Origin of the sequence: Mucilaginibacter sp., assembly GCF_025362475.1 — a bacterium.
GTDB lineage: Bacteria > Bacteroidota > Bacteroidia > Sphingobacteriales > Sphingobacteriaceae > Mucilaginibacter.
Genome location: NZ_JANYGH010000018.1, coordinates 62,097 through 76,596 on the forward strand (window position 1 = coordinate 62,097; position 14,500 = coordinate 76,596).

The 14,500-nt window shown below is 39.5% G+C and carries 19 protein-coding genes; 6 read left to right on the plus strand and 13 right to left on the minus strand.

Annotated elements, in window-relative coordinates; all coding sequences use genetic code 11:
* Positions 1 to 17: 17 nt before the first annotated feature.
* The 6 genes from Q0R88_RS06875 (at position 18) to Q0R88_RS06895 (ending at position 5,291) form a co-directional block, all read left to right on the plus strand.
* Positions 18 to 1,829, plus strand: a complete 1,812-nt coding sequence (locus tag Q0R88_RS06875; protein WP_295714141.1) for a sugar-binding domain-containing protein — start codon at positions 18 to 20, stop codon at positions 1,827 to 1,829.
* Between the two features lie 186 nt (positions 1,830 to 2,015).
* Complete coding sequence (locus Q0R88_RS06880; protein ID WP_295714144.1) at positions 2,016 to 2,456, plus strand: hypothetical protein; 441 nt, start codon at positions 2,016 to 2,018, stop codon at positions 2,454 to 2,456.
* A gap of 456 nt (positions 2,457 to 2,912) precedes the next feature.
* On the plus strand, positions 2,913 to 2,978 hold the full coding sequence (locus tag Q0R88_RS27185) for a hypothetical protein (protein WP_366086898.1): 66 nt from the start codon (positions 2,913 to 2,915) through the stop codon (positions 2,976 to 2,978).
* Entirely contained in the window at positions 2,968 to 4,074 is a 1,107-nt protein-coding gene (locus Q0R88_RS06885) for an acyltransferase (protein ID WP_295714146.1), read from the plus strand. The genes Q0R88_RS27185 and Q0R88_RS06885 overlap by 11 nt, the downstream gene beginning before the upstream one ends.
* A gap of 223 nt (positions 4,075 to 4,297) precedes the next feature.
* The gene (locus tag Q0R88_RS06890) at positions 4,298 to 4,645 is read left to right on the plus strand and encodes a protease inhibitor I42 family protein (RefSeq protein ID WP_295714148.1); all 348 of its coding nucleotides are present in this window, start codon (positions 4,298 to 4,300) and stop codon (positions 4,643 to 4,645) included.
* Between the two features lie 352 nt (positions 4,646 to 4,997).
* Positions 4,998 to 5,291, plus strand: a complete 294-nt coding sequence (locus Q0R88_RS06895) for a twin-arginine translocation signal domain-containing protein (RefSeq protein ID WP_295714150.1) — start codon at positions 4,998 to 5,000, stop codon at positions 5,289 to 5,291.
* Positions 5,292 to 5,372: 81 nt separating this feature from the next.
* Here the strand turns inward: Q0R88_RS06895 and Q0R88_RS06900 are convergent, their stop codons facing one another.
* The 13 genes from Q0R88_RS06900 to Q0R88_RS06960 form a co-directional block, all read right to left on the minus strand.
* Positions 5,373 to 5,912: a hypothetical protein gene (locus Q0R88_RS06900; RefSeq protein WP_295714152.1), complete on the minus strand. Its 540-nt coding sequence runs from the start codon at positions 5,910 to 5,912 to the stop codon at positions 5,373 to 5,375.
* A 259-nt stretch (positions 5,913 to 6,171) separates the two neighbouring features.
* Positions 6,172 to 7,557: an HK97 family phage prohead protease gene (locus tag Q0R88_RS06905; protein ID WP_295714155.1), complete on the minus strand. Its 1,386-nt coding sequence runs from the start codon at positions 7,555 to 7,557 to the stop codon at positions 6,172 to 6,174.
* A gap of 39 nt (positions 7,558 to 7,596) precedes the next feature.
* On the minus strand, positions 7,597 to 7,785 hold the full coding sequence (locus tag Q0R88_RS06910; RefSeq protein ID WP_295714158.1) for a hypothetical protein: 189 nt from the start codon (positions 7,783 to 7,785) through the stop codon (positions 7,597 to 7,599).
* A 264-nt stretch (positions 7,786 to 8,049) separates the two neighbouring features.
* A complete protein-coding gene (locus tag Q0R88_RS06915; protein ID WP_295714161.1) occupies positions 8,050 to 8,745 on the minus strand; it encodes a DUF6046 domain-containing protein in 696 nt (231 codons plus the stop codon).
* 17 nt (positions 8,746 to 8,762) lie between these two features.
* Entirely contained in the window at positions 8,763 to 9,428 is a 666-nt protein-coding gene (locus tag Q0R88_RS06920) for a hypothetical protein (RefSeq protein WP_295714163.1), read from the minus strand.
* 16 nt (positions 9,429 to 9,444) lie between these two features.
* Positions 9,445 to 9,795, minus strand: a complete 351-nt coding sequence (locus tag Q0R88_RS06925) for a hypothetical protein (protein WP_295714166.1) — start codon at positions 9,793 to 9,795, stop codon at positions 9,445 to 9,447.
* A 1-nt stretch (position 9,796) separates the two neighbouring features.
* Entirely contained in the window at positions 9,797 to 10,066 is a 270-nt protein-coding gene (locus Q0R88_RS06930; RefSeq protein ID WP_295714168.1) for a hypothetical protein, read from the minus strand.
* A gap of 105 nt (positions 10,067 to 10,171) precedes the next feature.
* Complete coding sequence (locus Q0R88_RS06935) at positions 10,172 to 10,465, minus strand: hypothetical protein (RefSeq protein WP_295714171.1); 294 nt, start codon at positions 10,463 to 10,465, stop codon at positions 10,172 to 10,174.
* Positions 10,466 to 10,471: 6 nt separating this feature from the next.
* Positions 10,472 to 10,939 (minus strand): hypothetical protein, encoded by a 468-nt coding sequence (locus tag Q0R88_RS06940; RefSeq protein ID WP_295714175.1) that lies wholly within the window; start codon positions 10,937 to 10,939, stop codon positions 10,472 to 10,474.
* A gap of 11 nt (positions 10,940 to 10,950) precedes the next feature.
* Positions 10,951 to 11,274, minus strand: coding sequence for a hypothetical protein (locus Q0R88_RS06945; protein WP_295714178.1), 324 nt, complete (start codon positions 11,272 to 11,274; stop codon positions 10,951 to 10,953).
* Between the two features lie 11 nt (positions 11,275 to 11,285).
* On the minus strand, positions 11,286 to 12,125 hold the full coding sequence (locus Q0R88_RS06950; protein WP_295714181.1) for an AAA family ATPase: 840 nt from the start codon (positions 12,123 to 12,125) through the stop codon (positions 11,286 to 11,288).
* Between the two features lie 54 nt (positions 12,126 to 12,179).
* Positions 12,180 to 14,240 carry a hypothetical protein gene (locus Q0R88_RS06955; RefSeq protein WP_295714184.1) on the minus strand — a complete coding sequence of 687 codons (2,061 nt, stop codon included), beginning with the start codon at positions 14,238 to 14,240 and terminating at the stop codon, positions 12,180 to 12,182.
* Positions 14,233 to 14,442 (minus strand): hypothetical protein, encoded by a 210-nt coding sequence (locus tag Q0R88_RS06960; protein WP_295714187.1) that lies wholly within the window; start codon positions 14,440 to 14,442, stop codon positions 14,233 to 14,235. The genes Q0R88_RS06955 and Q0R88_RS06960 overlap by 8 nt, the downstream gene beginning before the upstream one ends.
* Between the last annotated feature and the right edge of the window lie 58 nt (positions 14,443 to 14,500).

A 14,500-nucleotide genomic window follows, 5' to 3' on the forward strand; every position in this document is an offset into this window, starting at 1 on the left:
GAATAATAACACCTATTATGAATCCTTATAAAAAAACTATTCCTGCATTTTTCCTGTTTGTTGTTAGCTGCTGTAGCTTATTTGCCCAGGAGCCGAAATTGCCTACGCAGTGGACAACCGCTGCCATGCAAGCCACTGTTCCACTATCCGAATATCCGAGACCGCAGTTGCAGCGTAACGATTGGCTATGCCTTAATGGTAAGTGGGATTATTTAGGCGGCAAAACTGCTCCCGATGCGTTGAACCCCGAAAAACCGGCATCTTTTAACGCTACGCCCGATAAGATCCTGGTGCCCTACTGTCCCGAATCTGTACTATCGGGTGTGCAGCGGAAACAGGAGATTAATATGTGGTATCGTCGTACTTTTGATGTGCCTGCAAAATGGCAAAGTAAGCAGGTAATTATTCATTTTGAAGCGGTAGATCATGATGCCACCATTTTTGTAAATGGCAAAAAAGCGGGTACGCACGCGGGCGGATATGATTCATTCAGCTTCAACATCACCCCATATCTGAAAAAAGGGTCAAACAGCCTTGTTGTTGCAGCACATGATTTAAATGATGGCAGAACACCATCCGGTAAAAACGGTCCGCGCGGCGATTACACTTTTTCCTCGGGCATCTGGCAAACAGTTTGGTTGGAGCCGGTGAGTAAATCCTACATAAAAAGTATTCGCCTGCTGCCCGATCTGGACAATAGCCGCCTAAAAGTTTTGGTTAATACAGAGGGCAGCGCCAGGATCTCGGCTGTTGCGCTCAATAACGGAAAAATAGTTTCAAAAGCTGATGCAACCGGGGGTGCAACCTTTTATCTGCCGATAGATAAACCTATGTTGTGGTCGCCTGATGCGCCTTTTTTATATGATCTTAAATTGACCGTTTTTAATGCAGATGGCAGTGAGGCCGATGAAGTTAAAAGCTATTTCGGAATGCGCGATATAAAGCTGGGCAAACTTAACGATGTGGTAAGGCCGCTGATAAACGGTAAATTTATGATGCAGCTTGGCCTGCTTGATCAGGGTTACTGGCCCGATGGTGTTTTAACCGCCCCAACGGAGGAAGCTCTGAAATATGATATGGAGTACACCAAAAAGGCCGGGTACAACCTCATCCGGAAACACATGAAAACCGAGCCGCAGCGCTTTTACTACTGGGCCGATAAAATGGGTTTGTTGGTTTGGCAGGATATGCCCGCTATCTGGTATCAGCATGAAGACACCACCAAAAACAGGCGCGTGTACCGCCAGGAGTTGAAAGCCATTATGGACGATCATTACAATTCGCCATCGATAATAACATGGGTACCCTTTAACGAAAATTGGGGAGCTTTTGATGTTAAAAACATCACCAATTGGGTAAAGCAATATGACCCATCGCGGTTGGTGAACGGCAACTCGGGTTTTAACAATAACCCCGGCTATCAGAAAGCTTACGGCGACCCGGGCAATGGCGATTATGTAGATACCCATATTTACATAGGCCCTAATGGTGCTTCGGAACCGGATGCCCACCGTGCAGCATCATTAGGAGAATTTGGTGGTGTTGGCCTGTTTGTGCGTGGGCATATGTGGCCGGTAGAAAACAACGCCTATGATTTACAACCCACCAAAAGCTCGCTTACCGACCGTTACATTTTATTGCTTGATCAGGTAGAACAGCTCATGAAATACAAGGGCCTCAGCGTAGCCATATACACCCAAACCACCGACGTGGAACATGAAGTGAACGGTGCACTTACCTATGACCGCGCCGTTGAAAAAATGGAGCTTCAAAGGATAAAAGAAGTTAATGAGGCCGTTGTTAAGGAAAGTTATAAAATGAATAAGTAAAAAAGTTTGGCCGCTGGTTGGTGTTTTCACCCCAGCAGCCAATGCTTTGTGTATTGCGGTCGGCCTGCAAAAAGTATTGCAACCTGGAACTAACTACCTGATATTTACTACCTCTTGCTTTTTATTATGATTCCGCTTAACTTTAATGAGGCCCAGAACCACGCCTAAACTGTTAAAAAAATTATCATGAAAAAAATTTTAATGAGCGCGGTTGTATTAACCGTTTTCGCACTATCGATGATGTTGTTTCAAATAAGCTGTCAGAAAGGGGCCATTGCCGATATACCACAAGTGACATCCATACATGGCTTGTGGATTGGCACCTATACCGATAACGCCAACGCCAGCCTTGGCAAGCAATATTTCAGTCTCATCATTAAGCCCGATGGCACCATGATTGCCGATACCAAGGGGGCCGGTCAGCAGCATTTAGCGCCAGGCACCTGGACTTTAAAAGCCGATACCCTTACCTGTACCTACACCTGTGTTTACGGCATTGCCAGTAACGTTGGCGTAACGGAAGTTGCCGTAGCTGTTGTTGACAAAACCGGCGGGTTACATGGCACCTGGAAAAATTCGCCTGATCCTACCGGATCGGGAACTATCACCTTAGCTAAGGTTAATTAAGGATGAAAAATTCAGTCCCCGCGGGGTCTCTCAACGAGGCCCCTGCGGTAGCATAATGCTTGTCTTGTCCTCAGGGTCCTCTACGAGAGACCATGAGGGGACATAAGGAATTAGCTTTCTTCAAGGTGCCTTAGATTAGGAGTCCGATTCCACTATGGGTTACGAAGCCGCTCTACGAAAGTACAGCGGCTCTTTTGCTGTCTGAACATGACATGTGCGAGCACCGGAGGGCAAAAACATGCAAAAATGAGACGATATGCGTGGACTTTGATACAATATGAAGATATCCCGGCAACGCTTTTACTTATTTTTACGATCTGAATAAATAATTATATACCATCCATGAACCAATCTAACCGACTTAAGTCATCGGTCTTACTGGCCTATACATGTTTGACCTATCCTGCGCATGCACAGGATAGATAAGCACCTGCTTACCCGCTGATCGCCCACAACATCTACTTTAGCATCTGGTCAAATACCGGCCAACTCAACAACTCTAATCCTATACATGGACAATAATAAACTGATCACCAAACCGCATTACCAGATATTGGATGGTTTACGCGGTGTTGCAGCCATCATCGTAGTTACCTTTCACTTAACAGAACCGCTGGGGAGCGGTCATCTGGATATCATAGTAAATCACGGATACCTGGCTGTCGATTTCTTTTTCCTGCTGTCGGGTTTTGTTATCGGCTATGCTTATGACGACCGCTGGCATAAAATGACGATTGGCAGCTTTTTTAAACGCCGTATCGAGCGCCTTCAGCCGCTCGTGGTTCTGGGCATGACACTGGGTGCTATAGGCTTTTACTTCACCGATTCAACGCTTTGGCCGCTTATCCATACCGTGCCAGTTTGGAAAATGCTGCTGGTTATGCTCATCGGTTACACTATTCTGCCTGTACCGCTATCCCTGGATATACGCGGTTGGCAGGAAATGCATCCGCTTAACAGCGTAGGATGGTCTTTATTTTTTGAATACATCGCCAACATCCTTTATGCGGTTTGGATAAGAAAGTTTTCAAAAACAACATTGGCTGTATTGGTATGCGTTGCAGCTGTAGCACTTGCGCACCTGGCGATCACCAATGGGGATGTGAGCGGCGGCTGGACATTTAATGTGGAGCAGGTGCGCGTGGGCATTACCCGTACGATATATCCGTTCTTTGCCGGCCTGTTGCTTTCGCGTATTGCTAAGCCCGCCCGCATCAGGCATGCCTTTTTATGGTGCAGCGTTTTATTAGCGATGGTATTGTATATGCCGCGCATCGGCGGTGCACACCATCTTTGGATGAACGGGATATACGAATCTGTTTGCATCATTATCATTTTTCCGCTTATCGTTTACATTGGCGCCAGCGGTGAGGTTCATACCCAAACGGAGAGTAGAATATGCAGGTTTCTCAGCGATATATCCTATCCTCTTTACCTGGTACATTATCCGCTGGTTTATTTTTATGTGGCATGGATCAGCAATCACAAAGGCGTAACCATTGTACAGGCCTGGCCTTATGCGTTAGCTATTTTGATAGGTGCAATTATCCTGGCGTATATCGCTTTGAAATGGCACGATGAGCCAGTTCGTAAATGGCTGCGAAAAAAACTTGGCTAAAAAGAAAAGTCCCCCGGATTAGACAATGAGGTTGAAAATAATTAATTGTAGATTTTTCACAACGATCTTTATTTTTTAAACAATTGTAGCGTTTAGCAGTGCAGCTACGTTATATGATATGTAACGGTTTTCAATAAATACGCTTAAATTTATAAACCAATAAACTAAACTTGTCATGAAGTTAATTTACAACTGTACATGTATCATAACTTGCCTGGTCATAATGAGTTGCCATAAAGATAAAAACACCGAAGATAAAAATACCGTTAAGCAATTAACCGCAGCCGACGCAGGTAGCACAGCGTCGGTTACCATGGGGCAAAGTATTTCTTTAATCTTAGGGAACCCCGGTGATGGCGGCTACCAGTTTAACAACCCTCAGTATAAAAGTTCGGTATTAACATTGCAGAGCCATACCCACCAAAATGGCACAAATAATATTGGCGATTTTGGTAAGGATATCTGGACGTTTACCGCAAAGGGAAGCGGCACAACAACGCTCGAAGTTACAGCCAGCCGCGGCAGTGGCGAGACTTTATCATTATTTTCCAATCAGATCACCGTAAAATAAAAACCGTTAAAACTACAAAGGGCGGCCCTCTCCTTTGGCGCAAGCGTCCCCGGCTTGTCGACCGCATGCTAAGTATGCGCCCTTCCTTTAGGGAACCGCATTATATTGTAGAACACAGGATAGCCATCGCCAAAAAAAAACATCTGCAACGCCTGCGCTAAAATGAAGTAAAATATTTACCGTTCCCTTATCGGCTGTATTCGCCAATTCGTCTATTGATTGCGGCCCAACGACGATTACACAAAGTGATATCCCCAACTGTTACTATCTTTAAAGCTATACGGATCAAAGAAAATATAATGCGGGCCGGCGGCCAATAGCAACCTGCCGGCAATTCCCTTAATTGTAAATTATGATGAACTTTCAACCAAAATGGTCTCGACGGGAGTTCCTGGCCGCTATCACTATAGCCGGGGCAGGCACTACATTAATGAATCCATTGGCCGCATGGGCCATCAGCGGATCAGACCCGGAGGTAGCCAGAATTGTAGCCGCCACCATCGGCATCGACGCACACAATCATATCGACGTACCGCTCACCACGGCTGAAGTTCCCGGTCCGGATATCGACCTTACCAGTGAGATGAAACGTTCGGGTTTATCGGCCATCTGCATGACATTTATAGTCGCTTTTTTAAAATGTTAACTTACAAAACGGCAAAATGTTAACTTACATCAATAAAAAAAGCCCATTTAAAGGGCTTTTGATTAGTGTTTAAATGGTGTTTTAAGGCTGCAATCTTGATCCAAAAACGGCTTTAGCATCATTATATAGCTTGCTTTTTTTGCCGTAATCAGCGGTAAAAACGGCCACTTTTTCAGCTGCCTTATCGTCAATATAGGTAATAGTCATAACCAGATCCGGCTCAAAAACTACCACCTCTTTTTTGCCTATACCTGTCATACCGCCTATAATTGCACCTATTGGCCCCAATAATAAACCGCCTATTAAAGCCCTACCTATTACAGATTTTTCTTTAAATTGAGTTATAGTTTCTTTATCCTCTATGTGTACGCTAACAATATCATTAAAGCTTATACCAACCTTTTGAAGCTTAAACCGGTGCATAATGCTAATTTCTACACCTGATGGCCGTAAATAAATATTTGTTGGTATTGCATTACCCATGATGCTTTTGGCCTCTATAAGACTATCAAAAAAGCCAATACCTCCAGCATATTGGGTACAAAGCAGGGATGTTTTAGGAACAAAAAAGCCATTCTTTCCAATGGCTTTATTTAATTCATTTTCAGATATAACTGTCATGTGATTATGTTTAAGTTGCTAAATATAAACAATATCATCTATCGTTAAATCTCTAAGAATATTATTAAAGTAATAGGACTTTATGTCCAACTTTTTATTTTCATTGTTTGCCTTGCTTAGTAACGAGAATAATTCTTCGCCCAAATCACTATACAATGTCATAAGCACACTTGAATACTCATCCGGGCCATTTTCTAAGTAATGAAAAAACAATTGTTCTCCTGTCATATATGAATAATCTGTAAAAGCAAGTTACTAATTAAAAGCCATCATTTGAAATTTGACCACTTAACCTTACAGAGGCAATTTTTGCAGATAATAATCTTTGAAACTTAGCAGGGTCATTGCGCTGGATGAGTTCCAGCTCATTGGGAGCATGTAAAGCATACTCATCATAGGTTTTATAAGTATCTCCAGTGATAGCGCCTAAAACGGGCTGATAATTGCCATAATCCATAAAGCCATCATTTGAAATTTGACCACTTAATCTGACAGAGGCAACCTTTGCAGATAGCAACATTTGAAACTTAGCGGGATCGTTGCGCTGCATAAGTTCCAGCTCTTTTGGCGCATGTAAAGCGTACTCATCATAGGTGTTATAAGTACCTCCAATGATAGCGCCTAAAACGGGCTGATAATTGCCATAATCCATAAAGCCATCATTTGAAATTTGACCACCTAATCTGACAGAGGCAACTTTTGCAGATAATAGCCTTTGAAACTTAGTCGGATCATTGCGCTGCATAAGCTCCAGTTCATTTGGTGCATGTAAGGCATACTCATCATAGGTTTTATAAGTACCTTCAATGATAGCGCCTAAAACGGGCTGATTATTGCCATAATCCATAAAGTCATCATTTGAAACTTGACCGCTTAACCTTACAGAGGCAACCTTTGCGGATAACAATCTTTGAAACTTAGCCGGATCATTGCGCTGCATAAGCTCCAGTTCAGCCGGTTCATTAAGTGCGTACTCGTCAAATGTTTTTTCTTTTAAAGATGCTATTTGACTGCCTTTATGGTAGTTATTCTCATACCTGGTTAAAATTGCGCTAAGGTCATTAGGCATATTTTCAGCAATGTAAATCAGGGTACTCTTTGCAGCACTCAAAGCAGGATTTTTTAATATTGCAGCATCAATTTGCAATATTTTATCAGATGAACTTAAATTATTGAGCTGGATGCTGCTGGCTACTAAAGAGGTAACCGAAAGAAGATAATTTTTTACATCTGAAACATCAAGCTTACTACCAGATAAACTATATAAGGCTATAGCACTTTTATTTGCAGGAACTGGTGTTAAACTCGTTTCTTTCAAGGCACACTTTGTCATAGTCTGAGTTGCCTCATCAAACTGAATTGGAGTAATGCCAATACTCGCGCCTTTTAAAATACCCTGCTCTGCTTTGCTGTAATAAAGCATGGCCTCGGTATCATTCTCATCAAACTCAGGTACGCCAGTGAGTTGCGTTCCTTGTATTTGCAGATCAGTCCATAAACCTAAAAGCTTGTTATAGTCATGGTTATACAGGCAAACAGGATTCAATTTAAAATCATCTAATTGTATGCCGTTAGTGATTACTTTAAAACCGTAAAGGTTTTGTGATTCATCAGATAGGATAAATCGTTTTGAACTTTTTTTCATATTTAAGTATTAAGTAAGCGTGTAGCCATATAATTATAATTAGTTTTTTATTCCTTTAGCCTGTTTGCTCATATTCAGAACAACTCTGTAAAGGGTACTTGGAGCTAAATAATATTTTTCCTCAAGCTTTGGCCATATTAATTCTTCCCTCAAGCCTTCGCCCCAAAGCTTAGCATAGTCGTTGTAGATCAGTTGATCCCGATTTTGTTTTCTTTCGTTTTCTTTCATAATTTATAAAGTGAGTAATAAAAAAGGGCTCGCGCCCTTTTATGAATTAACCAGAAACATGAATGAGTGCTTATGTTATGGACATCTGCAATAATTAGCTCCCTTGCGCAACTTATATGAATTTGCAAAAACCACGTTTCAAAAGTAAAGCCCGTTTTACCAATTTAAAAACGGGCTTTACATAGCTGTACAAAATTTGGATCAAAATAGACCAATCACCGGCAAAGCCTGCATGAAACTATTAAACATAGTTCAAAAACCCGTTTATTGGCGATTACTTGGCATACCTGCCACTATTGGCAGGCGCGTTTTTGTAGATTTTATCTCTAAAATAGCAGGCACATCACTAATACATTCAAGCTCAAACGGCTGTATATTTTGATATCCCTCGACAGAGGGAAAGCTATGCCTTACAATATAAATACTGTAAATATCTAAGAGGTTAAAAACTTGCGATTTAATTAGAAGTGGTTCCTTTGATTTTATCACTTGCATCAAATCCTGTAATTGTTTTTCAGGATATTCCTGTGTTTCATAATTTATTAATATCCCTCTTATTCTGATGTTATAATCATCTTCCGATATAAACTCCTTAACAGATCCTTTCTTTTTCATCATAATGGTTTTTATTATGATATCCTGACCTGTTATATCAAATAATGGCCAATCAGGAAAAGTGTAATCCAAAGCACCACCAGGCAAAGACAAATTTATTTGTTCATAAATTGGCGTACCTAAAACGCTACGCATATTTGCAACCGGCAAAGGCAATGTTTCAATACCTGAATAATAATCGGGCTGGCTGGTTTTGCGAAATTCATCGTTAGCAAATTGCCCCGCTGAAAAGGTTGCTGTTTTAATAGCTGATATTGCTATATTTTCAGATGGCGGAATAGAGAACTTAATACCAGATATACCAAAAGCTTTTTGATATAGTTCTTTTAGATCAAATTTATTCATGAGCTTTTTATCAGAAATTAGTGTACACGTTTAATTATAGAAATTATGTCCTGATTAATTGTGCCGTCACCGCCTATTGTAAAACCTAAATCTTCCAAACCGAAACTTTCGCCACGAAAATTAAAGTGTTGTGGGGCTACTTCTTTTAATTTACAAAGACCATCATAGATGGATGTAAGCGTGTCATGAACTTGATTCTGTTTATCATTTTGAGTATAAACAGAAAATTGATTTTCAGTACGTTCTATAAAAGACTTCTTCAGCACAAACTGCCCTTTTACTAATTCGATATCAGACAGCTCTAATCGGGTTGGATTTGTTTCCCGGCTCCACTGAGGGTGATCTTTTATATGGCTCGGATTGTCATTCCTATCCCGTTTAAATTCGTTTACTATTTTGATTACAGCCAACCAATTGGACGGCATCTCTACAAAATCCATCGCCTTTTCTTTGCTTACAGTTATACCGCCAATTGTAAGGGGATTAGATCCAACCAAGATATCAAACCCGTATTCTTTCGGGCTTTTCAAAAGTTGGCTAAACGATGTTTCGTCAATTTTCAAGTCGGACACACTTGTTTTAACCACTGCCAAAACATTGTTAAACAGTGAAAGATCTTTGTCAGCAAATTTTAACTCACGCTCATAAGATATTTTATCAAAATTCAATAGTCTTTTTTTCATTTTCTTTTTTTTATAATTAATTATTTCTGTTTAAAGGTGTTGTCCAATCCAGATCCTCTGGCTGTATTTCTTTAGGAGGCCAGTTTTTATTTAAGGAATTTTTTGGCCCTGGTTCAATAACCTTACCTAACTCTTTTATAGCTTCCTGAAATGCTAAGAGGTTATCAATGGAGTTGTAAAACATTTGCCTGGTTTGATTAATAATTTCAGCTTGCTGCCCGAATTCGGTGCAATCGGCTGAAAAATCCATTATCAATTTAACTCTTGACTTTTGTGCCATTCCTAATAGTACTGTTAACTGCTGGTCAATTAGGACGAGGTTTGCGACAACTCCGTCAATCTCTTTTTCAGTGGTAATTTGTTCCATCTTATAGTTTTTTGGTTACTGTTACTATAGCTGCACTTAATGTATCAGCGACATCAGGCAGCGCAGATGCAGATACCAGCCCCTGCAAGCAATCATCAAATTGTTGCTTCTTAAGCCTTACAGTACCGCAATTATCGGTCTGTATCTTATCTCCAATATCAGACAATGATTTTCTGACCAAGTCAAAAAAAGTGTCTGAATAAGCACTTACACCGCTTAGCGTGATTGCTAAGTCTGTAAGGTTTTCTTTGTCTAACTTTATTATTCCCATATATTTGATTTAAACTATTTCTGCTTGTTTAGATACCTTGTATCAAAAATTTAGTAATCCGGCTTTAAACGGCATTTTAAACGGTGTTTAAACGGTGTTTAAAACTCATCTCAATTCTGTTTTAACTACAGGACCGAATAAGCACACTTTTCGATTATCGACAACGTTGAACAAAGAGGCTCTCCAACCTAAAGTTGTTTCATCTTTATCAAATCCTCGTGCCATAAATCGTAAAAGTGTATCACCTGTCGCAATGGCTCCTGTACCGCAATCCTCTGACCAGTCATCGGCACCATTGAAATTTATTTGTATCTGCCTTGCAGTTAAATCAATCATTAAAACATCAATATTTAATTGATGAGTAAAAGACTTTACCTCTTTACCTATTAGCTTTAGCATATCGGTTTATTTACTAAGTATTAAATTCAATTCTGTTAATAATTCTCTCACTGCCTTTTCAGCCTGCCTATGCTCCTTACTTTTGGCAATCCCTTTTACAATAGCCTCAAATTGCCTATGAGTTTTTGTAAGTTCCGTATAACTCTGCTTGTGTAAATCCTTTTTGACTGATCCATTATTTTTAAAAAACAAGTCCAGTTTTACCTTATTCAGAATTTTATCTGTTTCGGTTTCGCCGTAAATAATCCCGGCTCTAAATGCTAATTGATTAATGACTGTTTTTAACCTTTCAGTAGGATCACAATCACACAAGCGGCTTATAAGAAATTTAGCCTCGGCAAAAGTTAAATCTTTGCTGCTGGTTGCTCTGCCTTTGGTTACTTCTTTTATTATGGCCTTTTTATCATCTATCAACTGCAATTTATTAAGCAGGATATGTATTTTAGTTAATTGGGGTTTTGTTACGCTTTCCATATCATGGATATTTAGAGGGTTACTTTTTTATTTTTTGATAAACTACTGGTTGCTTTGACATAAAGACAAATCTCATCTTTTACCAGTGCCAAAAGTTCGGGATTGCTTTGCTCCAGGTGTTCATAAAAGGATGCTGATATAATACTGAAAGTAGTAACCAGAGACACCGCACCCGCAGTATCTTGATTTTTCCAGCCGTTTTGTCTCACCCATTTACTCATTGTGGCCTCTGTAACGTCTACCTTTGCTGCAATTTGCCGGGAGGTATACTTGTGGGTAAAGAATAAGCGTTTGGCCTTGTAGCGCTTATTTCTGCGTGATACTTGCTGATTCATGGCTTATGTTTTTAGTTGCGAGCGTTCAGTTTTTTAAGTAATATTTCGTTAGCTAAATCCCCAAATCTTCTTTTATGTCTAAATTGTTTTTGATCGTCCTGATTAGTAATACCTGATTCAGTGCAGATGAAAACAATATCATTACCGCTCAATCCCTCCAGTTCATGCCATAAATTCACCCTGCGATAAAATTCCGCATATCCCTCTTTTTGCTTGTTTGCAAACTTTATGAGGTTAGTCTTAAAATATGGCATGCCGGCCAAAACGTATCCGCAAGACAAAGGAGTTTTATCTTTTAATACCTGTAAGTAAACTATCATGGTATGCGTAATTTTACCAGCCTCATCAATTATAACTAAGGGACTCTCCATCACATTTAACTCATCGGCAATGCGATTAACCATTTCATTAATACTGCCATCAAACTGAATTGACATTTCTTTTAAAAGGGCTGCAAAGAATTGACGGGGCTTCATGGTTTTATCATAGCTTACATAAAATGTTTCTTTTGTGCGGTGGCTGTAAGATGTTAAAGCGGTTGTTTTGCCCATGCCTGTATCAGCAATTAAACCTGTCATGAAAAAGTTATTGCGGGAAAAAGTGCATAAATCCTCGACGGCCTTAAAGTCCTTAGTGTGGAATATTTTTAAATCGTTTATACGCCCTACCTTATTCCAGATCTTTTGCCACATTTTTTGGTCAATGCTTTTCCAGTTTTCATTCTCAATGCTACTGAGCGTAGATGCACTAATATTTAATTGCGTGGCTAACTCATTTTTGCTAATTCCTTTCACTTTGCAGTAGTGATTTACCGCTGTTTTGATTTCTGTTTTTTCTGCTAACTTTGTCATGTTCTTATATAATTAGTTATCTAATTGGAGCCTATGTTGTCGCATAGGCTTTTTTTATTCGTTATCTATATATTGAGGCTCAATAATGCTTATTTCGTGATGTGCCGGGGTAAATGGGCTTACTTCTTTTCGGTTTTGCTTTTTGTTGAGGTAAACAGGATTTGTGATTTCGGTTATCTTAGGCACGGTAATTACGCGGCTTAAATCAATACCTCTACTTTCGGCCTCCTGCCTAAATTGAAAATCCGTATCAGCTTGCTTTAACACATCTTTTGGCGTGGTGTAGTGATGCAGGATCTCTAAAGCATCTGGATGATGCTGCAAGGCCTTTTCTCGTATGTTTTCAGAATGGTTTTTGGATTGTGATACAATTCCTTTTGTACGGCCTTTATTTTGAATTAAAAGGCGTAAATCCCTTTCGGTTTGATCTGCTATTGCTCCGTGAATAATTGACTTTTGTTTAACTGAATAAATAGGAACGTCGGTTTTCAAGTCAAACAGGTATATAAGATCTGGAGTATCATATCTTACAGCTACCTTTTTACCATTGTAATTTTTAAAGGTTGCTGCATCAACTTGATACTCATATTTTATTCCTGCTATAGTGATGTTGATTTGCCCGCGCGAAATTTTGTATTCAGCTTTTTTAGTAAAAATCCTTAACCGTTCAAATAGATCTATTTCAAACCTGACAGGCTTTTCGCTTTGGCTGTACAACAAATTCGGTGATAGTTTAAAACCGCTCAATGTGGTATCATTAAACTGTTGTACAACCGACATACCTATCAGTTTTATCTCATTTTCAGAAAGTATTTTACCGGCCTTTGTTGCGTATTTCTGTATCAGTTCATCACTTGACCGGCCATTTTTGTCTTTAGTTTTTATACCTTGACCTATGTAACCGTAATGATCTTTACAAAACTGCTCACCAAGGTTTTTAAAATACCTTTCGGCTATAGACTTATGTTGAGGGTTTTCGGTAACAGTCCAGGTAACGCCAATTTTTCCAATTTCGCTTATAAAGTGTTCGGCCTCTTTGGTTTTGTTGAATGAATGATTATCGACAACAATTTCAAACGGTAAACATCCGGTGTTTGCTACAGCATCCTGAAAGGCCTCCAGTATGCTTATTCTGTTTTCTGACTGGCTGATACTATAGCCAATTATTTTACGACTGTACGCATCCCTAATGGCTATAAGCGTTAACTTATTTAAATAACCATTATCATTTTTAAAATAGAATGGTAAATTCCAGCCATCTACCTGCCATTGTTTGTCAGCATGCAAAGCGGTTTGCATCGTTGCATAAGGCATTGTTTTTGCAAGTTTATCGCTGCCATACCTTGTAGAATACTCGTTATTTTTAGTGTTGTTTTTGATGAAGTTTTTAACCCACGAAAGAGACGGAACTGCAATATTTGTCTCGTTACACATAGGCATAATTTTTTGTAAAACTTGTGCAGCAGTATAAGCTTTGCCTATACTTGTAACACCTCCAACAAAAAAGGCGTGTAACTCATTGAATTTAAGGTTATTTCCGCCTGTTATTTTGCGCTTATCAATGATTATACTATCATATCCAGCCACTTTACAGGCGTTTATTGTCCTTAAAAAAGCCTGTTTTGATGAGTATTGACCACTATAAACGGTGTTATAAGCAGCAAAAAGCAACTCTAAAGCGCCTTTTTTTAAACCGCCTTTATATCCGGTGGTATGTGCATCATCATATAATTTGATTAAACGCTCCCAAACGGCGCGCTTCATAGCTGCCTTTAAAGCCTCATCACTTGATAGTGAATAGGTATCACGATAGTAAGCCCTAAAATCAGTGCATTTGTTAGCCTGTGCATATTTTAGCTTTTCAGATAGGCTAACAACTTCGCTATCCTTTTTATCACTGGCTATAGCTGCAAGCAATTCGTTTTCAGATGGCAGTTTAATTTTTGATGGAGCTGGAATAATTGCAAAATCAATAAAAGCCTCATTGTTATATTTAAACGGCTTAGAGTCCTTTCTTGCAGCCCATTTTTTTATAACATGATAGCTTATCCCTTTACCCTCTAAATAAGAGTATGATAGATAAATCTTTCCGTCAACTTTAACAACACTACTCATTACCCTTACCCGGATTTAAAACCTTATCCCTTTGTTGATCCAGTTCGGCAATAAATTCCAAAACCGCCTTTTCAAGTTTTAAACTTCTTGTTTTGCCGTTCAAAAATTTTGATACTGATTGCTCATTAACCCCGGCTATTTTGGCTATTACTTTGCCTGATCCGTGCGGTAATTTCTCTTTTAATTCTTGACTATAAACCATAATTAGTAATATTGCAGTACAATTAAAGTGTAACTATAGAACAAATTTAGTACTAATA